Here is a 21,523-nt window from a genome sequence, read left to right as displayed (position 1 = left end):
GTTTAGAAGTTCTCCATTTCTGCATTCGCAGCTTGTTCTTCCGCTTCCGCTAGTTCCGCAGCACGTCGCAATTCCTCTCGTTTCGAGAGAGGGGATTCACGCCAGCAGAACTGGACGGTGAACCGATAAACCTTGACTTTAATGGTGGGTGGTTCCATTGGCTGTGAAGGATCCATAGGATCGCCTCCCATGCCAGGACCGAAACCGCCGTACTCATCCATTCCACCTTGACCACCGAGTGCTGGCGGTTCGTACTTTGGATTTGGAATTTGCACGGTCCGAGGAACTTCGTCCATGGCGATGATCGGATGGGAGATACCCAATTCCTTCATCGTCACAAGCTCAGGCTCGTTGTTCTCGTTAATCAGTTCGACGCTACCCCGATCGAGTTGATCGATCAGCGTATTACGCACGTATTGGGCACCCATGTTTTCACGAGCGGCAGGACTGTTGTGGAAGTGATAGCCGGTGATCTGTACGACCCAGCCACTTTCTTCTTCCCCTGGCCCCGCGAGTTCGTCTTCGGGATCGGCTTCACCTTCGATCTCGTCCAAGTTGACTTCCGCCTCTTCTTCAGCAGCGGTTCCTTCGACAGATCCTTCTTCGACGACCGTCTCTTCCGCAGTGGCACTTGCCGCCGCAGGATTTGTGGCGGCTTCCGCTGCCGCTTCTTCGGCAAGATCTTCATCGATCGCCGGAGAAGCTTCCTCCCCTTCTTCTAGACGACGCAGAATGACTTTGCGATTTTCCAAAGTCACCGCATATTTGGTTTTCACCGCATCGGTGTACCACATTGAAAGATCAGGGAAGTACTGCGACTCGATCGCTTCAACCTGAAGATCAGGTCGCTGATCGATCGGTTTTTCGGAAACGCGGCCAGGAGCGACGTCTGGATCCTTTGGCAATGCGGTGGTGATTGCCTTCATCAGTTCTGGCCAAAGGCGACGGTTTTCTTCGTTGCCAACGACATACCGGCCAATCATCTCGAGATTTTCCTTCTCGGTCATCAGCTGGGTGTCTGTCGATTTAAAGTTATTGCTGGTCGATTCGACCTGGGTCACCTTTCTGACGGCGTCTTCAAACTCAGGAATGTGAGCCGAATTGTAAGCCTGCCAGTGGAAGCCGAAATTCAACGCACAAGCCAACAGCAAGCTGGCCACCGCGGCAACCGCCCATGGCTTCTTCTGGCGAACGATTCGATCGACCAAAATTTCCTGCGGCAACAAATTCGTACGCAGGGCCGACTTCTTCAAGCCTTGCAGACACAGACCATAGCATGTCGCAAACGACAGCATGTTTTCACGGAAGCTCGGAGCCGACGTGACTTCGGTCCCTGTCAGCTTTTGATAGCCATCCAATTCAACGACGTCGTAACCGAGGTTTTTACCCAGGTAAGGAACCAAACCTGGGAGTTTCATCCCGTTACCAATCGGGATAATTCGCGAGATCTTGGCTTTGCGATCCAGCGTTTGGAAGAAGCCAATCGAACGCTGAATTTCCGTGACCAGGTCGTTAAAGACCGGACGCATGGCCTGGAAGACGAGCTTGGCGTTTTCCGCTTCGGAAGCGTGTCGCTTCAGATGTTCCGCTTTGGCGAACGTCAGCTTTAATTCTTTCGTCAGCTGCTTGGTGAAGTGGTTACCACCGATCGGCAAGCTACGCTGCCAGACGCGGAAACCGTTGGTGATCACCAAGTCGGTTGTTTCGGTCCCCATCGAGACAATCACGTACGAATTGGGCTGATTCGTCGGATCGTACTCTTCTTTAAGCGGGTTGATGGTCAGCTGGTCGTTCGCCACAAAGTTGTAGAGCGAAATCGGAGTAAGCTGAACGACGTCGACGTCGATTCCGGTATCGAGATAGGGCTGCAGCGATCGGAAGATCTGGTCGCGTTTCATTGCGAAGATACCGATCTCGGTTTCGAGCGAGATGCCATCTTCTTCATGCGAGCCAGGCATCGGCTGAAAATCCCAGATCACGTCTTCCAACGGGAAAGGAATTTGCTGCTTGGCTTCGTACTTCACAATGTCAGCAATACGCTTTGCTTCAACGGGCGGAGCCTTGAAGAAACGTGCCAGACCGGCTTGGCCTGGGACCGAGATGCTGATTGTGTCGTTGCGGATATCGTTTCGCGAAAGGAATTCTCGCAAAGCGTCCTTAATCAATCCTTCGGATCCGGCTCCGGCCTGATTCAAAGGATTGGGATATTCGATGAAGTCGAATGCTTCGGCGACCATCCAAAATCCGTCTTCGTGCATACGGCATTTGAGGGCCTTGAGCGCACTTTGACCGATGTCGATGCCCCATACGGCTTTACCAACAGCCATCTCTGTTCCTCACAGCAATCGTTGCGTCGCGCACCGTGCTTGTTGGCAAGAAACAGCCAGAATTACTCCGGCAATTACGTCCAACGAATAACGCACACTCCGCAGATCGCAGGTTTAAGACAAGCAAACTAAAGGAGAAGGGTGTTTGCCACGAAGGTAAATCTCCATCACCTTAATGACAACGATTTCATTCTAGTGTGAACTTCTCCAGAATGTCAACGAAAATGCAATTTCCACCGTTTTATGTAAACCACTACCTCACAACAAGATAGGGCTCAAAAAGCCTACCCGACATGGGGGCCGACAGTCGCGGCAAACCGATCCCGTCGCTGCCTCCCCTGCTCCTCACCATCGCAGAAGCCCCTAATAATAAGGTCTGATTTGGCGAAGCCCCGTCAATACACTATACCTTATAACTTATTATTTGGTAATCACTTGCGTTCATTCGCCCCCTATTGCCCCAGGTCAACGGACGATGATTCAGGAAATCGCGATTCTACTCCCTTGCCACAGCTTCGAAGACTTCCCCACATACCACACGGGGGACGAAGCCCAAAGCTTGCTCGCCAACTGGACAGCGATGTGGCACCCAGCTTTTTTGGCAGCCGCAGGGAAAAATCCGCAGTGGCATCGCGTTGACTCTCCGCCCGAGAACTTGGACGGCCTGGCTTTACTGATTCCTTCGATCTGCAAATCAGAGCTTCCCGCTGGCTTTTCTCAGCGTGCCAAGGAATCTGGTGCGGCGCTGGTCAAAGGTTTGACCGACCGCCAAGAGATCGTCACCAAACTGCTCGATCGCCTAGGCGAAGTCCATGAGGTAGCTCGGCAGCTAGCACCTGACTTTTATGCGCTGGGATACTGTTACCTCCAAGTTGAGCTCCTCACGCGGCAGATGCGTTATTCGAGCAGCTTGGACGAGATCTATTTCGAGAACAAAACGATCGAAGCTGCTAAAGCGGCCGCCGAAGGCAAGCTGGACGAAGCAAAATCGAACCTTCAGGCCTGTTTCGATGTGCTCCTTGAAGAACGCAATCAATATTATGCGGTCGATGCCAGCTTGCTCGACTTTACGTTGGTCGCGGAATCGACGCTTAATGAATCTCTTCTTGCGGAAGTGAATGACCAGCTGCCCACGAATTTATGGATCAGCGGTTCGCTGGCCAAGAAGATCTCTGACGAGCAGCCTGAACTGAAAGCTGCCATTGCTAGCAAGATTGAAGCCAAGCAACTTGGGTTAGTGGGTGGAGAGCTGGTCGAAGGGCCGCTCAACTTGCTCGATCCAGAATCGTTGCTCGAGAACTTTCATCGCGGGCACACTGCCTACGAGCAAGCGTTTGGTGGGGCTCCCAAGGTTTTCGGCCGCCGCCGATTCGGTATGACAGCGTTTCTGCCACAGGTCCTGAAAGGACTGGGATATATCGGTGCGGTCCATGCCACACTCGATGAAGGGAAGCTGCCTGTCAGCAATCAAGGGAAAGCACAATGGGAAGGGGTCGACGGTTCGACGATCGATACGCTGGCCAAGTTTCCGCTGGATGCGACCAAGCCGGAAACGTTTCTCTCTCTGTTTTCCAAACTAGGCGAAGCGATGGATGGTGAGCATGTCGCAACACTCGCATTCGCACATTGGCCTCAGATGACGTCGCCTTGGTACGAAGATCTCCGCACAATCGCTCGCTACGGAAACAGCCTGGGCGAGTTTGTTACCGTCGAGCATTACTTCGAAGTGACCGACACGGCAACCTATCACGGCAACTTCAAGCCAGAAGATTACCGCACGCCGTGGCTGAAACAGTCGATTGTTCGTCGGCAGGAAGGTCCAGTCTCTCAGCATGCCCAGCGAGAACGCTACAACGCCCAGCTCGAATCGGCACAAAAACTGGAGGCGCTGTCGCAGCTGATCTCCGGCACGCCTTCCTCGATCAAGCCACACGAGCATGTGCGATCCATCCAAGACCCAGCCAACCCTCAGCCTGACCGATCGACCGAAGCGGAAGCTCTCGTCGATCAGGCGAGCAAAAAGGTGGCCGAAGCGTTGCCGCGAGTAGATCAGTCGGACCAACGGGCATATTTGGTGCTCAACACATCGAATTCGGCCGCGACACGAGGCGTATTTCTTTCGCAGCTATCCGATTTACCGGTCAACGAAGCTCCAGTGATTACGAGCGGACATGACAGCACGCGAAAGTTTGCCGCGATTAATGTTCCCGGCAGCGGCTATGCATGGATCACGGGTGATGCCAAGGCAAACCCTGGCAAGCAGAAGACAATGCTAGACGGCCATGTCCTGCGTAACGAGTACATGGAAGTTCATATTCACCCCGAAACAGGCGGCATCAAGTCAATCTACGATTACAAAACCCGAGGCAATCGCCTTTCGCAGCAGCTTTCCCTACGCATGCCTGGCAAAAAGCAAGCGACCGGGGAACGTTACCTGGGCCCCGATGCTTCGGCCGTCTACAGTCGCATGGAAGTTACGCAGATCGATCCCGCGACCAACTCAGCCGCGCTCGGTGAGATTCGCACGCAAGGGAATCTTATTGGCGAAGAAGGGGAAGTGATGGCCAAATACAAGCAGACGTATCGCCTCTGGCGTGAGTCGCGTGTCTTAGAAATTGAGATCGAACTTGATCCACAAGTCGATCCAAAGTCGCTTCCCTGGGATTCGCATTATTGCTGTCGACTGGCATGGGGCGACGAGTCGGCGTTGACTTATCACGATGTGCAATGGGTTCGTACACGCTGTGGCGGACGACGTATCGAAGCCTCGAATTACGTGGAGATCAATGCTTCGCACGGAAAGACCACACTTTTGACTGGGGGCATCCCTTTCCACCTCCGAAATCACGGGCACATGCTGGATACCATTTTAATCCCGCACGGAGAGTCGCAGCGGAAGTTTCGTTTGGGGATTGGGCTCGACCTACCCTACTCACTTCCGGCCGCGCGGCAGTTTCTATATCAACCGGAACCGATCTTTGAGGCCTCATCCGTTCCGGCCCCTGGCACATCGTCGTGGATGTTTCATCTGGAAGCGAAAAATGTTCAGCTCACCAGCCTAGATACACTGACGGATGAGAGTGGGCAGATTATCGGTTGCAAAACCAAGATACTGGAAACTGAAGGACGAAACGCCAAAGGAGCGATTCGCTGCTTCCGTCGCGTTGCCGAAGCTCACCTGTGTGACTTCAACGGCAACCGCATCTCCAAGTGCGAGATCGATGGCGATCGAATCATCTTCCAACTCGCCCCAGGGCAGTGGTACCCGATCGAAGTGATCTGGGCCTAATCAATCATGGGCTATGGCCAAAGTGCTATCACTTTGGTTGTTAAGCTGGCAGGTTCCTCTTGGTTTTGGCAAGCATTGCCTCGCTTTCATGGCTTGGCACAATGCTTGCAAAGGGCTTGGTTACTCGTTTATTCGATTAACCAAGCTTAGGAGGATTTCCTCATGGCGATGAATACACTCGCTGACGCATTTTACGACGAACTTCGCGACATCTTTCATGCGGAGAAGCAGCTTCTGAAAGCTCTCCCCAAGATGGCGAAAAAGGCCAGCAACGAAAACTTGGCTGAAGCTTTCCGCGAGCATCTAGAAGAAACCAAACAGCACGTCGAACGGGCCGAAAAGGCATTCGAGGAAACCGGCAAAGCGGCCCGAGCCAAGAAGTGCGAGGCCATGGCAGGCTTGATCGAAGAAGCTTCCGAAGAGATGAAGGAAGACGCTGACCCCGAAGTAATGGACGCTATGTTGATCGCTTTGGCGCAGAAGGTCGAGCACTACGAAATTGCCACATACGGCACATTGTGCACATGGGCGAAAGCTCTTGGCTACGAAAACGCCAAACAACTTCTGGGCGAAAACCTGAACGACGAAGAACAGGCTGACAAGAAGCTCTCGAAGTTGGCCAAGAAGGTAAACGTCACCGCGATGGCATCTTAAAAACACACTGCCCCGCTTGCGTACGGTAAGGCCTCGGAAATGCTCCACGTTTCCGGGGCCTTATTGTTTTGCCTACAGCTTTTCTAGCATGACGACAAACAACGCACCCGCCGCATCTTGAATCTGCTCGGCCGTCGCTTGGTCGTAATTTTGTGCAGCTGCATCCAGTGCTGGCACCAACTCGGTCAGCATTCTGGCCACTTTTCGAGGGACTTCTTCGCTAGCAGGGAAGTGATCGCAGAACATCTCGACATGATGCACCATGTCGATCAGATCTTCTGGGGCAAATGGCTGCCCAGACTCTAGGATTTCCAGCAATTCCCCGGCATGCTGCATCAGTTGTTCGGCCGTTTCCATTCTGTTTTCTCGTTGTAGCTACGTAGGGTAACAATGCAGAAAATGCTATCAGTGACAGCCCCAAGAAGTAAAACTTTGCGGGTCACACAATTTTCTCAAAGTTTGACGGTTAGAGCGACGATAACCCTTGTACTGGATTTTCTCTTCTCGGTGCGCATGCGTGCCGGGGCGAACAATCCAGGCCCGGGGGGGCCGAGACAATTGACTTGACGTGGGGTACCAGCGATGGGCTCGACGTCGTCCAAACACTAGCAGCGATTTACTTCCTTCGAAGTGTCGTGCACAAGGACGTGCACGCTACGCATCAGGACTCGGTATCCCATGAAAACCCAGTTCCATCAAGCCTGGATGCTTGTGCTCATTGGCACCATCATTTTCACTGGTTGCCAGCCGACTCAACCGTTTTACTTCAAAGAGTCTGGCGATCTGAGCCTTTACCTCGATAAAGCGACCGACATCGAATATGCCGATGTCGATCATCATCGCTTGTACGAGGTATCGAACGCTGAGGCGCCGTTCACAATCTCCGATCCGTTCGAGATGGATGAATCGAAGATTTGGAACCTCAGCCTCGAGGAAGCCGTTGCTGACTCGCTGAAGAACAGCAAAGCCATCCGCACTGCCGGCGGCAACGCGATCTTCCGCGTAATCCCGAACACGACGCTGACGTCGCAGGCGATCCCGAACAACCTGGTCACACGTAACGATGGCACGCCAACCATCTACGACCCAGCGTTGGTTTCGAGCGATCCTCAGTTCGGTGTCGAAGGTGCTCTCAGCGAATTCGACGCACAGCTGAACGCCAGCTTCAACTGGGACCGTTTGGATCGTCCGCAAAACTTCGCGACCGGCAACCCGTTCTTCCTGTCGGAATTCGGCCAGAACCTGGCCGTTGGAACCGTAGAACTGACCAAGCGTTCTGCAACCGGTACGCAGTGGTTTTTGCGAAACAACACCACCTACGACTACAACAACCGCGGTAGCCTGCTTTATCCAAGCTCGTGGTTGGCCAACGTCGAAATGGAAGCCCGTCACCCACTTCTTCGTGGAAGCGGTGTTCAGGTCAACCGCGTCAACGTGATGCTTGCTCGTATTCGCGAAGACGTCAGCCTGGCCGACTTCGAGACCAATATCCGCAACCTTGTTTCGGATGTGGAAGAAGCTTATTGGCAGCTCTACTTCGCTTACCACAACCTGGAAGCCGCCAAGACCGGCCGCGACAGTGCCCTGGTCACTTGGCGTCGTGTTCACGCGTTGATGGTCAACGGTGCCGAAGGGGGTGAAGCGGAGAAGGAAGCTCAAGCTCGTCAGCAATACTTTGAATTCCGTAGCCGTACCGAAGGTGCATTGCGTGACTTGTACAAAGCAGAAGGTAGCCTCCGATACTTCATGGGCTTAGCCGCTACCGATGGTCGCTTGATCCGACCAACTTCGGAACCAACCGATGCTTGGGTTGCTTTCGACTGGTTCGAGATCCACGACGAAGCATTGTCACGTAGCCCTGAACTGCGTCGCCAAGGCTGGAGAATCAAGCAACGTGAAATCGAATTGATCACCGCTCGCAACCAACTGTTGCCACAATTGGACGTCGTCGGCTTGTACCGCTTCCTTGGTCTGGGCGACCAGCTAATCAGCGGGAACCGAGACGGTAAAAACTTCAACCAGGTCGACAGCAAAGCCTGGGACGTACTCACTGAAGGCAACTACCAGGAATATACCCTGGGCATGGAGTTCTCGATGCCAATCGGATTCCGTCAGGAACTTGCCGGGGTGCGTAATGTACAGCTTCAGATCGCTCGCGAAAAAGCGGTCATGGAAGATATGGAACTGGAAGTCTCGCACCTGCTGACCGACACGATCCGCGACTTGGACTCGAACTACAGCCTGGTGCAAACGAACTTGAACCGATTGATCGCCGCCGACAAAGAAGTCGACTCGGTCCAAGCCGCCTACGATGCCGGCACGGTAACGCTCGACTTGCTGCTGGATGCCCAGCGACGACGCAGCGACGCTCAAATCGCCTACTTCCAGGCCCTGATCGAGTACAACATCGCCATCAAGGACGTCCACATGCGAAAGGGTAGCCTGCTCGATTACAACGGCGTCTACCTGGCAGAAGGCCCATGGCCAGAAAAGGCTTACTTCGATGCTCAGGGTCATGCCCGACGTCGTGCAGCCAGCCACTATGTTGACTACGGCTATACCCGTCCTGCTGTGATCAGCCGCGGCCCTGTCCCACAAGGCAGCCTCAGCCATGGAACGATCGAGGAAGGAACGATCATCTACGAAGGTGACGCTCCGGCCGACGGCGAAGTGATCGGCACGCCGACCCCCGCCAAGATGCCAACCTCGCTGGATGCCGTCAGCTTGGAACCACCAACAGAAACACGAGTCGCCGCCAAACCAGCCCAATCGAAAAGTGAGCTCGATTGGAATAAACTGGGGCTGAACGAACTGGTTTCGGAGGTTCGTCAATCGAAGAGTCCTTCGCAGCCGACGCCTGCCGCCAAGCCGTCGTCGCGACGAGTGGTAAAGTCGGTCTCCCATGAATCTGGCCAAAATCCAACGCCTGCTCAAGCTACTGCAACTGCTTCAGGGTGGCAGGCCGCAAAACGTTAACTCGATGGCCGATGTGTGCGGCGTTAGTCGTCGCACCATCTTTCGAGATCTGGAAACACTGCGAGCGGCCGGCGTGCCGCTCGCTTTCGATTCGAATGGGCAACGTTTCCATATCCCGGAAACATACTTCTTAGCCCCCACAAGCCTGAGTTCGGAAGAAGCTCTCTCCGTGATGGTGCTCTGCCATGAGTTGGGCGATGGGACCGGCCTGCCCTACTATTCTTCTGCTCGACGTGCAGCAACGAAGCTTGAGAACAGCCTTCCCGAGCACATGAAGCAGCAGCTTCGCGAGATCTCTGGCTCGGTCGAAATCAAGCTGAATCCCGTCAATCAACCAGAAGAAGCCCAGTCCGCCTATCAAACCCTCGTCGACGCCTCAGGCCATCGCCACAACGTACGCATCCAGTATCGCAGCATCTTTGACGGGGACGTGATTCAAACGAAGCTCTCCCCTTACAAGCTGCTTTTCAGCCGGCACAGTTGGTACGTCATCGGCCGCAGTTCCATTCACCGTGCCGTTCGAACGTTTAAAGTGAATCGAATCGAACAGATCGAGACGCTCGAAGATACGTTCGAGATCCCTCAGAACTTCCATGTCGATCGCTTCCTGCGAAATGCCTGGCACATGATCCCCGAAGCCGGACCAGATCAGCACATCATCGTCCGCTTCGATCCGCTCGTCGCGCAGAATGTTGCGGAAGTTCAATGGCATAAGACACAGCAAATTCATTGGAACGAAGATGGCAGCATCGATTACGAAGTGACCGTCAGCGGCATCCGCGAAATCAGCTGGTGGATCCTCGGGTACGGCAGCCGAGCGAAAGTCCTGCAACCAGACTCGCTAAAAGACCTGATCGCCGACCATGCTCGCAAAATCCTCGAGAACTACAGCGATTCCGTCCCGTCTTCACTGAACGCTTCCAGCTGACGAATTGTCGTCGCTTTCCCCAAAACCCCCGGAGTTAGCGACTATTTCACGCTATCCTGTACCACGGCGGCACTCTCTCGTACAATCCAAACCATGACACAGACGCAATCAGTTCGCCCGCTATTCATTTCCTTCGACGGAATCGATGGCGCCGGGAAATCGACACAGCGAGACCTGCTTACGGAGTGGCTCAAGGAAAAGGGGCACGAAGTCGTACTTTGCCGTGATCCTGGTACCACCGAAGCCGGCGAACGCGTACGTGACCTGCTACTGCATCGCAAAGAACTCGATCTTCACCCGCGCACGGAAATGCTGCTGTACATGGCAGCAAGGGCCCAATTGGTCGATGACATCATCCGTCCAGCGATTGCCTCCGGCAAAACGGTTTTGTGCGATCGTTACCTCTTAGCGAATATCGCCTATCAAGGTTATGCCTCGGGGCTGGACCTGGAAGATGTGCGTTCGGTGGGCAAAGTCACCGTCGCTCGGGTGATGCCAGACCTAACCATTCTGCTAGATCTACCGGAAGACGTTGCGTTTCCCCGGCTTGGCAAAAACCTGGACCGTATGGAAGCCAAGGGCGTCGCGTTCATGCATCGCGTACGGGAAGGCTTCCTGAAAGAAGCAGAAATCTATCCCCATGTCGCCGTCATCGATGCCACGCAAGAGATCGCGACAATTCAAGCCGCGATTCGAGAGGCCGTGTCGGCAAGACTCAAGGAGATGGCGAAATGAGCTGGGACGACGTGCTAGGGCACGATCGCATCCGGGAGATGTTCGCGACGGCCCTTTCGAAGAATCGCCTGGCCAGTACGTTTTTGTTTGTAGGACCAGCCGCGATCGGCAAGCGGAAGTTTGCCATGATGTTGGCTAAAACACTTCTGTGCCAAAACGTCCCTGCGTACCACATGAACCCATGTGGCAACTGCGAAGACTGCAAACAGGTCAATGCGCTGACGCACCCAGACCTTCTGACGGTCCAAAAGCCCAAAGACAAAACACGCATTCCGGTCGACTTGCTCATTGGCGATAACCAGCACCGTATGGAATCGGGGCTTTGTCACGACATTGCCATGCGACCGTTTCGCGGTCAGCGTAAAGTTGCCATCCTGGATGATGCGGACGACCTGAATCAGGAAGGGGCGAATTGCCTGCTGAAAACGCTGGAAGAACCGCCTGTCGACAGCGTGATCATCTTGATCAGCCAGAGCGAACAGCGTCAGCTCCCGACGATTCGGTCGCGTTGCCAGATCCTTCGCTTTGCTCCGCTGCCGGATGAAATCGTTTCGAAGCTGCTGCTTGAACTTCAATGGGTTGGCGACCAAGCTGAAGCAGACAAACTCGCTAAGCAAAGCAAAGGCAGTCTTGCGAGAGCGGATCAGCTTCGCGACGAGAGCCTTCAGGGGATTGCAGATGTCCTGTTAAGCACGCTTGCCAAACGCGACTTTCACAGCGTTCAAATGGCGAAGGACGTTTCCGACTATCTCACCAAAATGGGAGACGACGCCCCCAAAAAACGTGAAGCGCTCTCTCATTTGATCGAGCTTGCCGCCGACTTCTATCGCAATCAACTCGCTTTCCTAACCAAGCTCGATACGGAAGAAGCTTCTACCAACCCCGAGATTCGTTCGGCCGTGATGGCGATTCCGGCCGGCCTGGATGGCGCAGCGGCCTGTTTGGAACGGTGTGCTGAAGCAGAGATCCAGCTCGATGCCAACGCAAACATCGCCACGTTGGTAGAATCCTGGCTCGACGACCTCGCCACCGCCTCACGAACCGGCTACGTCGAAACGCTCTAACATCCGCGAATTGCTCTGCCGATTCCCAAGATCACCACGCGTTAGAATTACTGCTGCCGTGGCGTCCAGTTCTGTCACTAATAGCCAGCGCGACGGCTAAACAAGAAACAAAAAAAGAGCCTTCGCCCGTAGACGAAGACTCTTTCCAATCGTTCTGAATTGTTGTCTCGGCGATTAACGCTTCGAGAACTGAGTACCACGACGGGCACCGTGCAGACCGTACTTCTTACGTTCCTTCATACGGCTGTCACGCGTGAGGTGACCGTTGTCCTTCAGCTGATGACCGACTTCGGCATCCATGCTGAGGATAGCACGTCCCAAGCCCATGCGGCAGGCACCCGACTGACCCGTTGGGCCGCCGCCGGTGACGACGATGCGGATGTCGATCTTGCCTTCGTAACCGCTGTCACGGATCGGAGCCATGACGGCGTTCTGATCTTGTTCGTGTGGGAAGTATTCGTTCAATTCGCGATCATTGATCGTGATCTTGCCGCTACCCGACTTCACGCGAACGCGAGCCACGCTCGACTTACGACGACCGGTACCGAGGTGTTCGCCCGTCTTTGGGTCGGTTTTTTCAACGTGCTTTACAGGAGCCGGGGTGGCTTCAACTGCTTCCGTTGCGGTGGTGTCCACGGCAGTGGCTTCGGCGCCGGTGCCTTCGTTTTGCACGTCTTCGGTTTGAGGATCCGCAGTCGACATAACTTGCTAACTCTTGACCAGATGTTTCGGAGGAAATCGGAAATGGCCTCGGCGTCCGCGCCTTTGGCCGCTGGAATTACTTACGCTTCTTCTGGCGAACCTGACCCAGGCCTTCCAGCTTTTCCGGGTTCTGTGCTTGATGGCTGTGTTCTGGGCCCACAAAGATCTTCAGCTTGCTGAGCATCTTGTTAGCCAATTTGTTTTTAGGAAGCATGCGACGAACAGCTTCGCGAAGAATTTGATCGGGATGGGCTTCCAATCGCTCTTCGGCCGATTCGCTACGCTGGCCGGTGTAACCGGTGTACCAGGTATAGCGTTTCTGTTCCCACTTATTGCCGGTGAATTTCACCTTCTCGGCATTGACGACAATGACGAAGTCGCCGGTATCAACGTGCGGGGTGTAAGTTGGGCGATGCTTGCCCATCAGACGCACGGCGATGTCGCTGGCCAAACGTCCGACGATTTGATCCTCGCCGTCGACGAGCCACCATTTCTGCTCGACTTGTCCAGGTTTGGCTGAGTAAGTTTTGGTCGTCATCGTTTTGTTAATTTCACTGCTGGGGCTCAAGCCGGCATCCTGCACATCGCCGGGTGGCTCGAACCACAAAAACCGCGTGGCTTTCGTAAGCTAAGTCCCCACAAGGCCTTACACTTACTGCTGGCATCCTGTGGGAAATTAGAAACACGTATCTTACCGCGATGCAACGAACCCCACAAGGGTCAGAAAGGGGCGTCGTCCAGAAAAAGCGGCGGATGCGGAGAGCAGTGTGGACGAGCCTGTGCAAAGAATCGGCTAAAGGTGTCCAGTTTGCACGAATGCGGACGCTGCTCGCTTAAGCCCCGAGACTCCTCTATATAGATACTGTAACGCTACGTTTTGTAAATCGACCGAACCGCGGCATCGCTGAATCTCAGGGTTCACATTGCCTCAATAGTGTGGGACAATTCGCATACGCTCGCGCCTAGCGGAAAGCCGTAAGCCGGTTTAGCAATTCAATTGCTCAACTGACTTGGACTGGATGGATCGAAGATTGACACCAAGTGCTCCGAGGAAAGGCCGACCATGATCGTTGCCGTCGTGCGCGAAAACTTCCCAGGCGAACACCGCGTCGCCCTGGTGCCCAACTCCGTTCTTACGCTGACGAAAGCCGGAGCGACTGTTCTTATCGAAAAGGGCGCCGGAACGGCCGCTGGCTTCCCCGATCAGCAATATGTCGAGAAGGGTGCCGAGCTGATTGAAAGTCGGCAAGAGGCATTCGAGAAGTCGGACGTGCTTTTTCAGGTCCGCAGCTATGGGGCAAACCCTAGTGAAGGGAAAGCCGATCTCGACTTCATGAAACCTGGACAAATTGTCATTGGAATGGCCGATCCGCTTGGCAATCTTTCCGCGATCCAGGAAGTTGCCGCAAAACAGGCCAAACTATTTGCCTTGGAAATGATCCCGCGAATCACCAGGGCTCAAAGCATGGACGTCCTTTCTTCGCAAGCGACCATTGCTGGCTATCGAGCAGTCCTTCTAGCAGCCATCCACTTGCCGAAGATGTACCCAATGTTGATGACCGCTGCTGGTACTCTTTCGCCAGCCAAGGTTTTCGTCATCGGAGCCGGTGTCGCTGGCCTGCAAGCGATTGCGACTGCCAAACGCTTGGGCGCCGTCGTTACCGCTTACGACGTTCGCCCAGAAGCCAAGGAACAAATCGAAAGCCTGGGCGCCAAATGCGTCCAGTTGCAGTTGGAGTCGGAAGGAGCCCAAGACAAAGGAGGCTATGCAAAAGATCTCGGCGAAGAGTTCTACCAGAAACAGCGCGAATTCATGGGCGAGATCTGCGGGGAGAGCGATGTGGTGATTACGACCGCTGCAATCCCCGGCCGTAAGTCACCACTGCTGGTAACGACCGAAGGCATCAAGCGAATGCCGCCAGGCAGCGTGGCCATCGATCTAGCCGCTGAACGGGGAGGCAATATCGAGCCAAGCGAACCAGATCAAACTGTTGAGCTCGATGGCATCCAGATACTTGGTCCCACAAATCTAGCGTCTGAGATCCCTAACCATGCCAGCCAGATGTTTTCCAACAACATCACCAAGTTCCTGATGAACATGGTTAAAGAAGGGCAACTCGACGTAAATATGGAAGATGAAATTGTCTCTGGGACCATCGCGACTAACGACGGTGAAGTCGCTAACGCGAGACTCCGTGAAATGCTCGAGCTTCCACCACTTACTCCAACGGCAAGCGAAACAATCGACGAGGAGAAACCTAGTGAGTCGTAATCTGTTGATTTTGGCGTTGGTTTGTTGTGTAAGCCTGGCATGGGGTCCGGAAGCTATTGCCCAGGACGGTATTCGTGTCACCGATACTTCGGATGAAAAGGAGCCAGAATTGGCCGCCGAAGATGAAATAAATGAGGCAAATCCTGCAGCCTCAGACCAGCGAGACGAGCCAGCAGCAGAAGCGCCGGCGAATTACTCGAAATGGACCGCACTTGTTGCGAGCATTACGATTTTCGTCCTAGCAGTTTTTGTTGGCTTCGAGATCATTACCAAAGTCCCACCCACGCTGCACACGCCGCTGATGTCTGGATCGAACGCGATCTCAGGCATTTCCATCGTGGGGGCATTATTGGCGACCGCACTTGGCGAAAACGGATTCGCTTCGTTCTTAGGCCTGTTGGCCATCATTCTGGCCACGACCAACGTCGTCGGCGGATACATGGTGACTCACCGAATGCTGGCGATGTTCCAGAAGCGATAAGAGAATTGCCCGAATGGATGGCTGGCGAACCAATTGCCGCTAGAGCCCAGACAATAGCAACAAGAAGGAGCAGCTGTGCTCGACTCGCAAATCATTGTTAATCTGGTCTACGTTGTCGCCGCGGTCCTATTTATCTTCGGCCTGAAAATGATGGCCCATCCGCGGACCGCTGTCCGAGGAAACTTGATCAGCAGCATCGCAATGTTTATCGCCGTAGTGGTAACGGCCTACATGATCTTCATGGATGACGATTCGTCATGGGGTGGATGGGTACTGATCGCCATCGGCTTGATTATCGGCGGAGCACTTGGTGCCGTCCTGGCCATCAAAGTTGAAATGACGCAAATGCCGCAACTCGTGGCGTTGTTCAATGGGCTCGGCGGGGCTGCATCGGTATTTGTGGCTGGCGCCGAGCTAATCGGACTCGACGACGCCAAGGCCACCCCGGACGTCATGTTGGCAATTGGCATCTCGGGGCTGATCGGCACGGTCACATTCTGGGGATCGCTCGTTGCTTTCGGGAAACTTCAAGAGATTGATCTCTTCGAGAAACCACTTCCCATTCCCGCACCACAAGCGTTCAATGCCGTACTCGCGGTGGTCCTACTCATCCTGATCATTGTGATGACGGCGACCGGTCTTGGGTGGCCCTACCTGGTGATCTTTCTCTGCGCGACTGCACTTGGCTTTACGCTTGTCATGCCGATCGGCGGTGCGGACATGCCGGTCGTCATCGCACTTCTTAACAGTTACTCCGGTCTTGCTGCTGCTGCAACAGGATTTGTGATCGACAACAATGTGCTGATTATTTCTGGCTCGCTGGTCGGCGCATCGGGAATCATTCTGACGCAAATCATGTGCAAAGCGATGAACCGATCGCTCGTGAACGTCCTGTTCGGCACAATGCAGTCTGGCGGCGGTCCTGCCGGAGCGGACGATGAACTGTACGCAACAGTCCGCTCAACGTCAGCAGATGATATTGCGATGATCCTTGACGCTGCCCAACGTGTCGTTTTTGTTCCAGGCTATGGACTTGCCGTTGCTCAGGCCCAGCATGCCGTTCGCGATCTGGCCAACTTGCTAAAAGATAAAGGAGTCGCCGTCGAATACGCGATTCATCCCGTGGCTGGCCGCATGCCGGGGCATATGAACGTTTTACTCGCCGAAGCCGACGTTCCCTACGATCAGCTAAAAGAGATGGACGAGATCAACCCCACCATGGGTCAAGTCGATGTCGCGATCGTGATTGGAGCGAACGATGTCGTCAATCCTCTGGCAAACACCGATCCCAACAGCCCGATTGCCGGAATGCCAATTATCGAAGTCGATAAGGCCCGCACGGTTGTCGTCATCAAACGAAGCCTCAGCCCAGGCTTCGCAAAGATCCCCAATCCATTGTTCGCAGCCGAGAATGCATTGATGTTTTTCTCCGATGGCAAGAAAGCGGTTCTCGACATCGTGGGAGCGGTCAAAGAGCTTTGAGCAATTTCCGATCAGGCAACAACCGTACTCAACCAGCTGCTTGAAGCTGAAATTCCGCTTCATTCCAATCTGGCAAGATCTCTTGCAGCCCTTCGATCACGCCCCATTGGCTTCCATACCAACGCTCGACCTGAAGCCATTGCTCTGCTGGTATCTCGTGAAGGCACGCCAGCCAGCGACCGGGATGCGATCCCTCAATTGCGGCAACACGTCGACAACCTTCGACATTACGCGGTGCCAATTCACACTCGCTGCAATATTGCCCCCACGTAATCACGCCGACCGAAGCACGAACCGAGATTCGAAACAGCCCATCGCACAACACGTCTGTCATCTCTCTTGTCCCTAGAAGTCGATGACGTGTCGATGGACGCTCGAAAGCGCAGTTGGCACTGGGCTCCCACTTCTCATTTGTCGAGAACCAAACGGCCGGCATTCCCCCTGGTGCCCAGATAGGAACTTGCGGCTTCAGTGTTCCGCTCTCAAACAAAGCATCGATATGCCTTCCGGTCGTGTAATGCCAAAACATGTCCTTCCTCCTAAACAACGCTTGCCTCAAACACTGATCTAATGTTCAGTGGTTCCGTGGACACGTTTGGTCTCCTGTTTTGCGCAGTTCCATGAAAACCAAGTGAAGACGCTGATCAAAAAATGACCTCGCGAATCGTACGGTTCGCCTAACAGGTATATCCGGAACGAGAGTCCGAGAAACTACGAAGACTGGCTAATGTGTAGCGACAAGGGTGACGATTCCAGCTATAGGTGGCGATGGATGCCGCCCCGACGAATTGCTGCTATCGCGGATGATGGCTAAACATTCGTCACCTACGGTCACGGACGAAGGTCAGATTTCAATACTTCAGTACGTGGCCCGTTTAATGCCCCGACCGATTCCCAACTATTTGCGAGTCCACCGCGAAGAATCCCAAGCCAACAAGCCGGCAAAGCAAGAAGCTTATCCAGGCTTGAGCCAAGTCTCGGCAGCGCTGACGTCGCTCACAGGCTTCGGACTATCCCTTCGCGAAGAACGAACCTCCAGCAAGGGAAAACGCATGTCGCAACAATTTGTGACTCGGGGCGGCAAGACAGCACGCATCGAACTTCATGCCATGCAAGACGCTATGGTCTCGGAAGGAAACGATGCGAAGCTCCTGGAAGGATTAGGCGGACTCGCCGGCGGCCTTGAGTTCCTGCTTGCGGAAATTGACCGCCTTCGTGTTGCCGTCCGCCAGCGAGAAGCGGAATTGGCCACGCATATTCCCGTCGTCGCTCATCCTGCAGTCGACCACTTGGCTGATCGACTGGAAGCAGCACTTGCTTCGGCCGTGGAAGCAACAGGAGCCACAGCAGCTGGACTATATGTCCTCGACGATTCCACAAGCGAACTTAAGCTTCGCGTTTCGCACAACCTCCCAGAAAGCCGGTTACTCGATCCACCACGATCGCTGCAAGGAAGCTTGGCAGACCTGGAAGCATTATCCGGAAACGCAGTGGTCCTTGAAGACACAAAACTTCTTCCGCATTGGCCATGCCCAGAAGATGTTCCTTCCGCTGTCTGCATCCCCGTAGCAACTTCTACGACACCGTTGGGAACGCTTTGGGTTTTCGCCGACGAAGAGCGTGATTTTAGCGATCAAGAGACGAACTTGCTGGAGATCATCGCCGGAAAACTGGCCGTTGATCTAGAACGCGATCAACTAATTGCCGAACGCCGATCGTCGCAAAAACTGACGCGTCAAAAAAATCAAATTGCGGATCGCCAAAAAGCTCAGCTTCCCAACGTCAAACCACTTGTGGAAGGCTGGGACGTCTCTGCCTGGACACAGCAAGGCAGCGAAATGGGGGGAGATTTCCACGACTGGGCTGTCATCGAAGACGGAAAACTGGCGATCTTCGTCGGCGATGCGATGGATGATAACTTCGATGCCGTCATGACATCGACAAGCCTCGCAACCGCCGTCAAAGCGAATTGCCGGATTGCTCACACGGCCGAAGTTATGATGGACCGGGTCAATCGTACTTTCTGGGCAGCCTCGGCCGGGGATCACTTCGCTTCTCTAGCGTACTCGATCTTCGATCCGATGCTGGGAACCATGGAAGCCGGCTCCTGTGGGCATGTGCAAGGGTTTGCGTTTAAGCACAATTCGGTCCGCCCGCTTTGGAGCAACTCCTGGCCACTGGGTAGCGGCCCTGAGGTAGAACCGGAACTTGCCAGTGCGATGCTTCAGCCAGGGGAAGCGATGACGATGCTTTCCTCAGGTTTGATTGAAACACTACGAGAACTAGACGGTAAGAACTGGCAAACCAAATTCTGCGATTTGGTCGTCCGGCACATGGATTTGCCCGCCGATCGGATCCTGCGAGCCGTTCAAGAGCGGCTGAATCGGGCAGCGTTACCGATTTCGCTCGACAAAACACTGGTAATCGTTAAACGCAAAGACGACAACTAGTTTACGCGAACTTCATGGGGGCAAATGTGTCCCCCACTTGACCTTTCAAGGGTTTTGCGTAGACTGCTTTGTTTGGCAGAAAGCCAAAATTGTGGGCTCGTGGCGGAATTGGCAGACGCGCTAGGTTGAGGGCCTAGTGTCCGCTTAGGACGTGCTGGTTCGACTCCAGTCGGGCCCACTTAAGTAAAAAGGGTTTGCGAGAAATCGCAGACCCTTTTTTCGTGCGCTGCTAGAAGATCGACGAAGAAGAGGGCTGTGATGATCCAGCCTTGATGACGGCCTGAACGTATTTGGCCACCATGTCTGGCTCGACACCGGAATGCTGGGCGATCTCTCGAATTACCTTCTCAAAATCCTGGCCTGCTTTCAGCCGGTTCAAAATGATCGGCAGATACGATTCGACCTGCTTCACGATACGCTTGGTTAATAGCCCCGTATCGGTGAGCTTGGGCCCCTGCCCTGCTTTCGACTTTTTTAGCGGGGGAAGCTTGAATTCAGCCATGAAGATCTTGCCAACCAGTAGGGATCGTCCGTTTCAATCCCTTACATCTTAACATGGCCAATTGGCGAATTCAGCAGAAGCTACCCAGAACTTCCCACTAGAAATTACTTTCTTAGGCAGCTCGGCGAACATCGTCCGATCGGCGTTCGGGATACGCGAATCCTGATTGCGAGTCATTCCAGCGACGAAGTGCTACCGCCACCAAATGCCCGCCAAAGGCAACAGACAGCTTCAATGCATGCTGAATCTTGAGCTCTCGACCTACCAATGGCACGCAGTCCATATCAACTTCGGGATCGATACTGCGAAGATTGGACGTCGGGGGAACAAATCCGTCACGCAGAGCCAGTGCCGTCATGGCCAACTCGATACTGCCTGAGGCGTTCAGCGAATGCCCTACCATCGACTTGATACTGCTGGCACAAAGCCGGTTAGTAAACGGTCCAAACGCGGCTCGAATTCCGCGAGCCTCATTCACATCGTTCTGCTGCGTTCCAGTGCCGTGGCAGTTGATATAGTCAACGTCGCGCGGTCCGAGATCGCTGGACTTCAGCGTAATTCGCAGCAAGCGTTCCAAGGCATCGCTCTTCATATCGATGCCGGTAACATGATGCGCTTCCGCCAACATGCGACAGCCGAGCACTTCGGAATAGATCTTCGCGCCGCGAGCTAAGGCATGACTGAGTCGCTCGACAACGAACATTGCCGAGCCCTCACCGATGACAAAGCCGCTTCTAGTCTTGTCGAATGGGCGACACGCACGGACCGGGTCAGCATCGTCCGACAAGACTCGCATCTTGCGGAATCCAGCGACAAACAGCGGATCGATCGCTTCGGCACTGCCGGCCAGGGCAATATCGCACTGCCGATCACGAATCGCTCGCACCGCACAGCCTAGTTCCACCAAGCCGCTCGCACACGCGGTCGAATGGGACAATCGCGGACCTTCCAGTCCGAACTGATGGGCCACATGATACGACGGTGTGCAGGGAAAGAATTGTTCGTGTGGAATACCTCCAGCAACCGGCCATGTTGCTCCGGGGAGGTCGACGACATCGAAGATAGAACGGGCATCTCCCATCCCGGCACTGACGGCACATCCGAATCGAGTTCGGTCAATGCTTCCGAAATCGACTTTGGCGTCTTCGAGTGCTTCAGCCGCAGCAATTTCATTGAGTGTAAGAATCTTCAGTCGAGGCTCGAGCCCTTCGGGCAAGTCGACTGGGGCCCCCAGAACCAGATTGTCTTCGATCGGAGCGATTCCCGTCATTCGGCGAATTCCGCACGTTCCGCGCTGAATCGACGACCAGGTCGACTCTCGGTCCTTTCCGACCGACGTGATCAATCCGATTCCGGTAATGACTACCGGATCTTTCGCGTCTTCTTTGGTCACGTTGCGTATTCCAACCGCTCTAGTGCCTTGGTTGCCTCGCCGCTCGATCTCCCTATCCAGCAGGCTTTCGAGGCCATCGTGTGGGAAAGTTACCCAATCCCGGAATTCCGTTCCAGTTCAGTTTTTTGAAGAAGCCAGATGAAGAAACGCGGAGGAAATCGTCATATCCGGAAAGAATTGCCAATTTTCACTCAAGAATGGTTGCCAAACAGGCGACGCCAGGTAAACTCTTTGCTGTGGGAATTTGACCCACAGAGGACATAAACTC

17 protein-coding genes and 1 tRNA gene are annotated in these 21,523 nt (G+C 54.2%); 11 read left to right on the top strand and 7 right to left on the bottom strand.

The genetic code is table 11. The features are described 5' to 3' along the window. Positions 1 to 2 precede the first annotated feature (2 nt). On the bottom strand, positions 3 to 2,327 hold the full coding sequence (gene pilM / locus LA756_RS24535) for a pilus assembly protein PilM (RefSeq protein WP_224437359.1): 2,325 nt from the start codon (positions 2,325 to 2,327) through the stop codon (positions 3 to 5). Between the two features lie 475 nt (positions 2,328 to 2,802). Between pilM and LA756_RS24530 the strand changes: the two genes are divergently transcribed. Continuing rightward, positions 2,803 to 5,616 (top strand): hypothetical protein, encoded by a 2,814-nt coding sequence (locus LA756_RS24530; RefSeq protein ID WP_224437358.1) that lies wholly within the window; start codon positions 2,803 to 2,805, stop codon positions 5,614 to 5,616. Positions 5,617 to 5,778: 162 nt separating this feature from the next. Then, positions 5,779 to 6,270, top strand: coding sequence for a ferritin-like domain-containing protein (locus LA756_RS24525; RefSeq protein WP_224437357.1), 492 nt, complete (start codon positions 5,779 to 5,781; stop codon positions 6,268 to 6,270). A gap of 72 nt (positions 6,271 to 6,342) precedes the next feature. Here LA756_RS24525 and LA756_RS24520 read toward each other — a convergent pair whose 3' ends face one another. Then, positions 6,343 to 6,627, bottom strand: a complete 285-nt coding sequence (locus tag LA756_RS24520; protein WP_224437356.1) for a hypothetical protein — start codon at positions 6,625 to 6,627, stop codon at positions 6,343 to 6,345. Between the two features lie 321 nt (positions 6,628 to 6,948). Here LA756_RS24520 and LA756_RS24515 point away from each other — a divergent pair, with 321 nt between their 5' ends. The 4 genes from LA756_RS24515 to LA756_RS24500 all read left to right on the top strand — a co-directional run bounded on the left by LA756_RS24515 (position 6,949) and on the right by LA756_RS24500 (position 11,973). After that, positions 6,949 to 9,246 (top strand): TolC family protein, encoded by a 2,298-nt coding sequence (locus tag LA756_RS24515; protein WP_224437355.1) that lies wholly within the window; start codon positions 6,949 to 6,951, stop codon positions 9,244 to 9,246. Further along, positions 9,173 to 10,174, top strand: a complete 1,002-nt coding sequence (locus LA756_RS24510) for a YafY family protein (RefSeq protein ID WP_224437354.1) — start codon at positions 9,173 to 9,175, stop codon at positions 10,172 to 10,174. Before LA756_RS24515 ends, LA756_RS24510 begins: the two co-directional genes overlap by 74 nt. Before the next feature lie 93 nt (positions 10,175 to 10,267). Beyond that, positions 10,268 to 10,909: a dTMP kinase gene (gene tmk, locus LA756_RS24505; RefSeq protein WP_224437353.1), complete on the top strand. Its 642-nt coding sequence runs from the start codon at positions 10,268 to 10,270 to the stop codon at positions 10,907 to 10,909. Beyond that, a complete protein-coding gene (locus LA756_RS24500) occupies positions 10,906 to 11,973 on the top strand; it encodes a DNA polymerase III subunit delta' (RefSeq protein WP_224437352.1) in 1,068 nt (355 codons plus the stop codon). Before tmk ends, LA756_RS24500 begins: the two co-directional genes overlap by 4 nt. A gap of 174 nt (positions 11,974 to 12,147) precedes the next feature. Here the strand turns inward: LA756_RS24500 and rpsI are convergent, their stop codons facing one another. Together rpsI and rplM are read right to left on the bottom strand one after the other, a co-directional pair. After that, the gene (gene rpsI, locus LA756_RS24495; RefSeq protein ID WP_261362124.1) at positions 12,148 to 12,495 is read right to left on the bottom strand and encodes a 30S ribosomal protein S9; all 348 of its coding nucleotides are present in this window, start codon (positions 12,493 to 12,495) and stop codon (positions 12,148 to 12,150) included. 256 nt (positions 12,496 to 12,751) lie between these two features. Further along, positions 12,752 to 13,213 (bottom strand): 50S ribosomal protein L13, encoded by a 462-nt coding sequence (gene rplM / locus LA756_RS24490; protein ID WP_224437351.1) that lies wholly within the window; start codon positions 13,211 to 13,213, stop codon positions 12,752 to 12,754. A gap of 525 nt (positions 13,214 to 13,738) precedes the next feature. Here rplM and LA756_RS24485 point away from each other — a divergent pair. The 3 genes from LA756_RS24485 to LA756_RS24475 all read left to right on the top strand — a co-directional run bounded on the left by LA756_RS24485 (position 13,739) and on the right by LA756_RS24475 (position 16,910). Then, complete coding sequence (locus tag LA756_RS24485) at positions 13,739 to 14,947, top strand: Re/Si-specific NAD(P)(+) transhydrogenase subunit alpha (protein ID WP_224437350.1); 1,209 nt, start codon at positions 13,739 to 13,741, stop codon at positions 14,945 to 14,947. Positions 14,948 to 15,170: 223 nt separating this feature from the next. Beyond that, positions 15,171 to 15,428 carry an NAD(P) transhydrogenase subunit alpha gene (locus tag LA756_RS27380; protein WP_369123657.1) on the top strand — a complete coding sequence of 86 codons (258 nt, stop codon included), beginning with the start codon at positions 15,171 to 15,173 and terminating at the stop codon, positions 15,426 to 15,428. Positions 15,429 to 15,503: 75 nt separating this feature from the next. Next, on the top strand, positions 15,504 to 16,910 hold the full coding sequence (locus LA756_RS24475; RefSeq protein ID WP_224437348.1) for an NAD(P)(+) transhydrogenase (Re/Si-specific) subunit beta: 1,407 nt from the start codon (positions 15,504 to 15,506) through the stop codon (positions 16,908 to 16,910). Between the two features lie 28 nt (positions 16,911 to 16,938). Here the strand turns inward: LA756_RS24475 and LA756_RS24470 are convergent, their stop codons facing one another. Beyond that, entirely contained in the window at positions 16,939 to 17,439 is a 501-nt protein-coding gene (locus tag LA756_RS24470) for a hypothetical protein (RefSeq protein ID WP_224437347.1), read from the bottom strand. Between the two features lie 214 nt (positions 17,440 to 17,653). Between LA756_RS24470 and LA756_RS24465 the strand changes: the two genes are divergently transcribed. After that, positions 17,654 to 19,360 (top strand): PP2C family protein-serine/threonine phosphatase, encoded by a 1,707-nt coding sequence (locus LA756_RS24465; RefSeq protein WP_224437346.1) that lies wholly within the window; start codon positions 17,654 to 17,656, stop codon positions 19,358 to 19,360. Positions 19,361 to 19,453: 93 nt separating this feature from the next. Further along, positions 19,454 to 19,538 (top strand) — tRNA-Leu (locus tag LA756_RS24460). A gap of 51 nt (positions 19,539 to 19,589) precedes the next feature. On the opposite strand, the gene LA756_RS24455 is transcribed toward LA756_RS24460, so the two are convergent. Beyond that, the gene (locus tag LA756_RS24455) at positions 19,590 to 19,862 is read right to left on the bottom strand and encodes a hypothetical protein (protein ID WP_224437345.1); all 273 of its coding nucleotides are present in this window, start codon (positions 19,860 to 19,862) and stop codon (positions 19,590 to 19,592) included. A gap of 112 nt (positions 19,863 to 19,974) precedes the next feature. Continuing rightward, complete coding sequence (locus tag LA756_RS24450) at positions 19,975 to 21,255, bottom strand: beta-ketoacyl synthase (RefSeq protein ID WP_224437344.1); 1,281 nt, start codon at positions 21,253 to 21,255, stop codon at positions 19,975 to 19,977. Positions 21,256 to 21,523 lie beyond the last annotated feature (268 nt).

Origin of the sequence: Bremerella sp. TYQ1 (assembly GCF_020150455.1) — a bacterium.
GTDB classification, from domain to species: Bacteria; Planctomycetota; Planctomycetia; order Pirellulales; family Pirellulaceae; genus Bremerella; species Bremerella volcania_A.
Note: the sequence above shows the minus strand (reverse complement) of the source record. Positions and strands in the feature narration are given on the sequence as shown.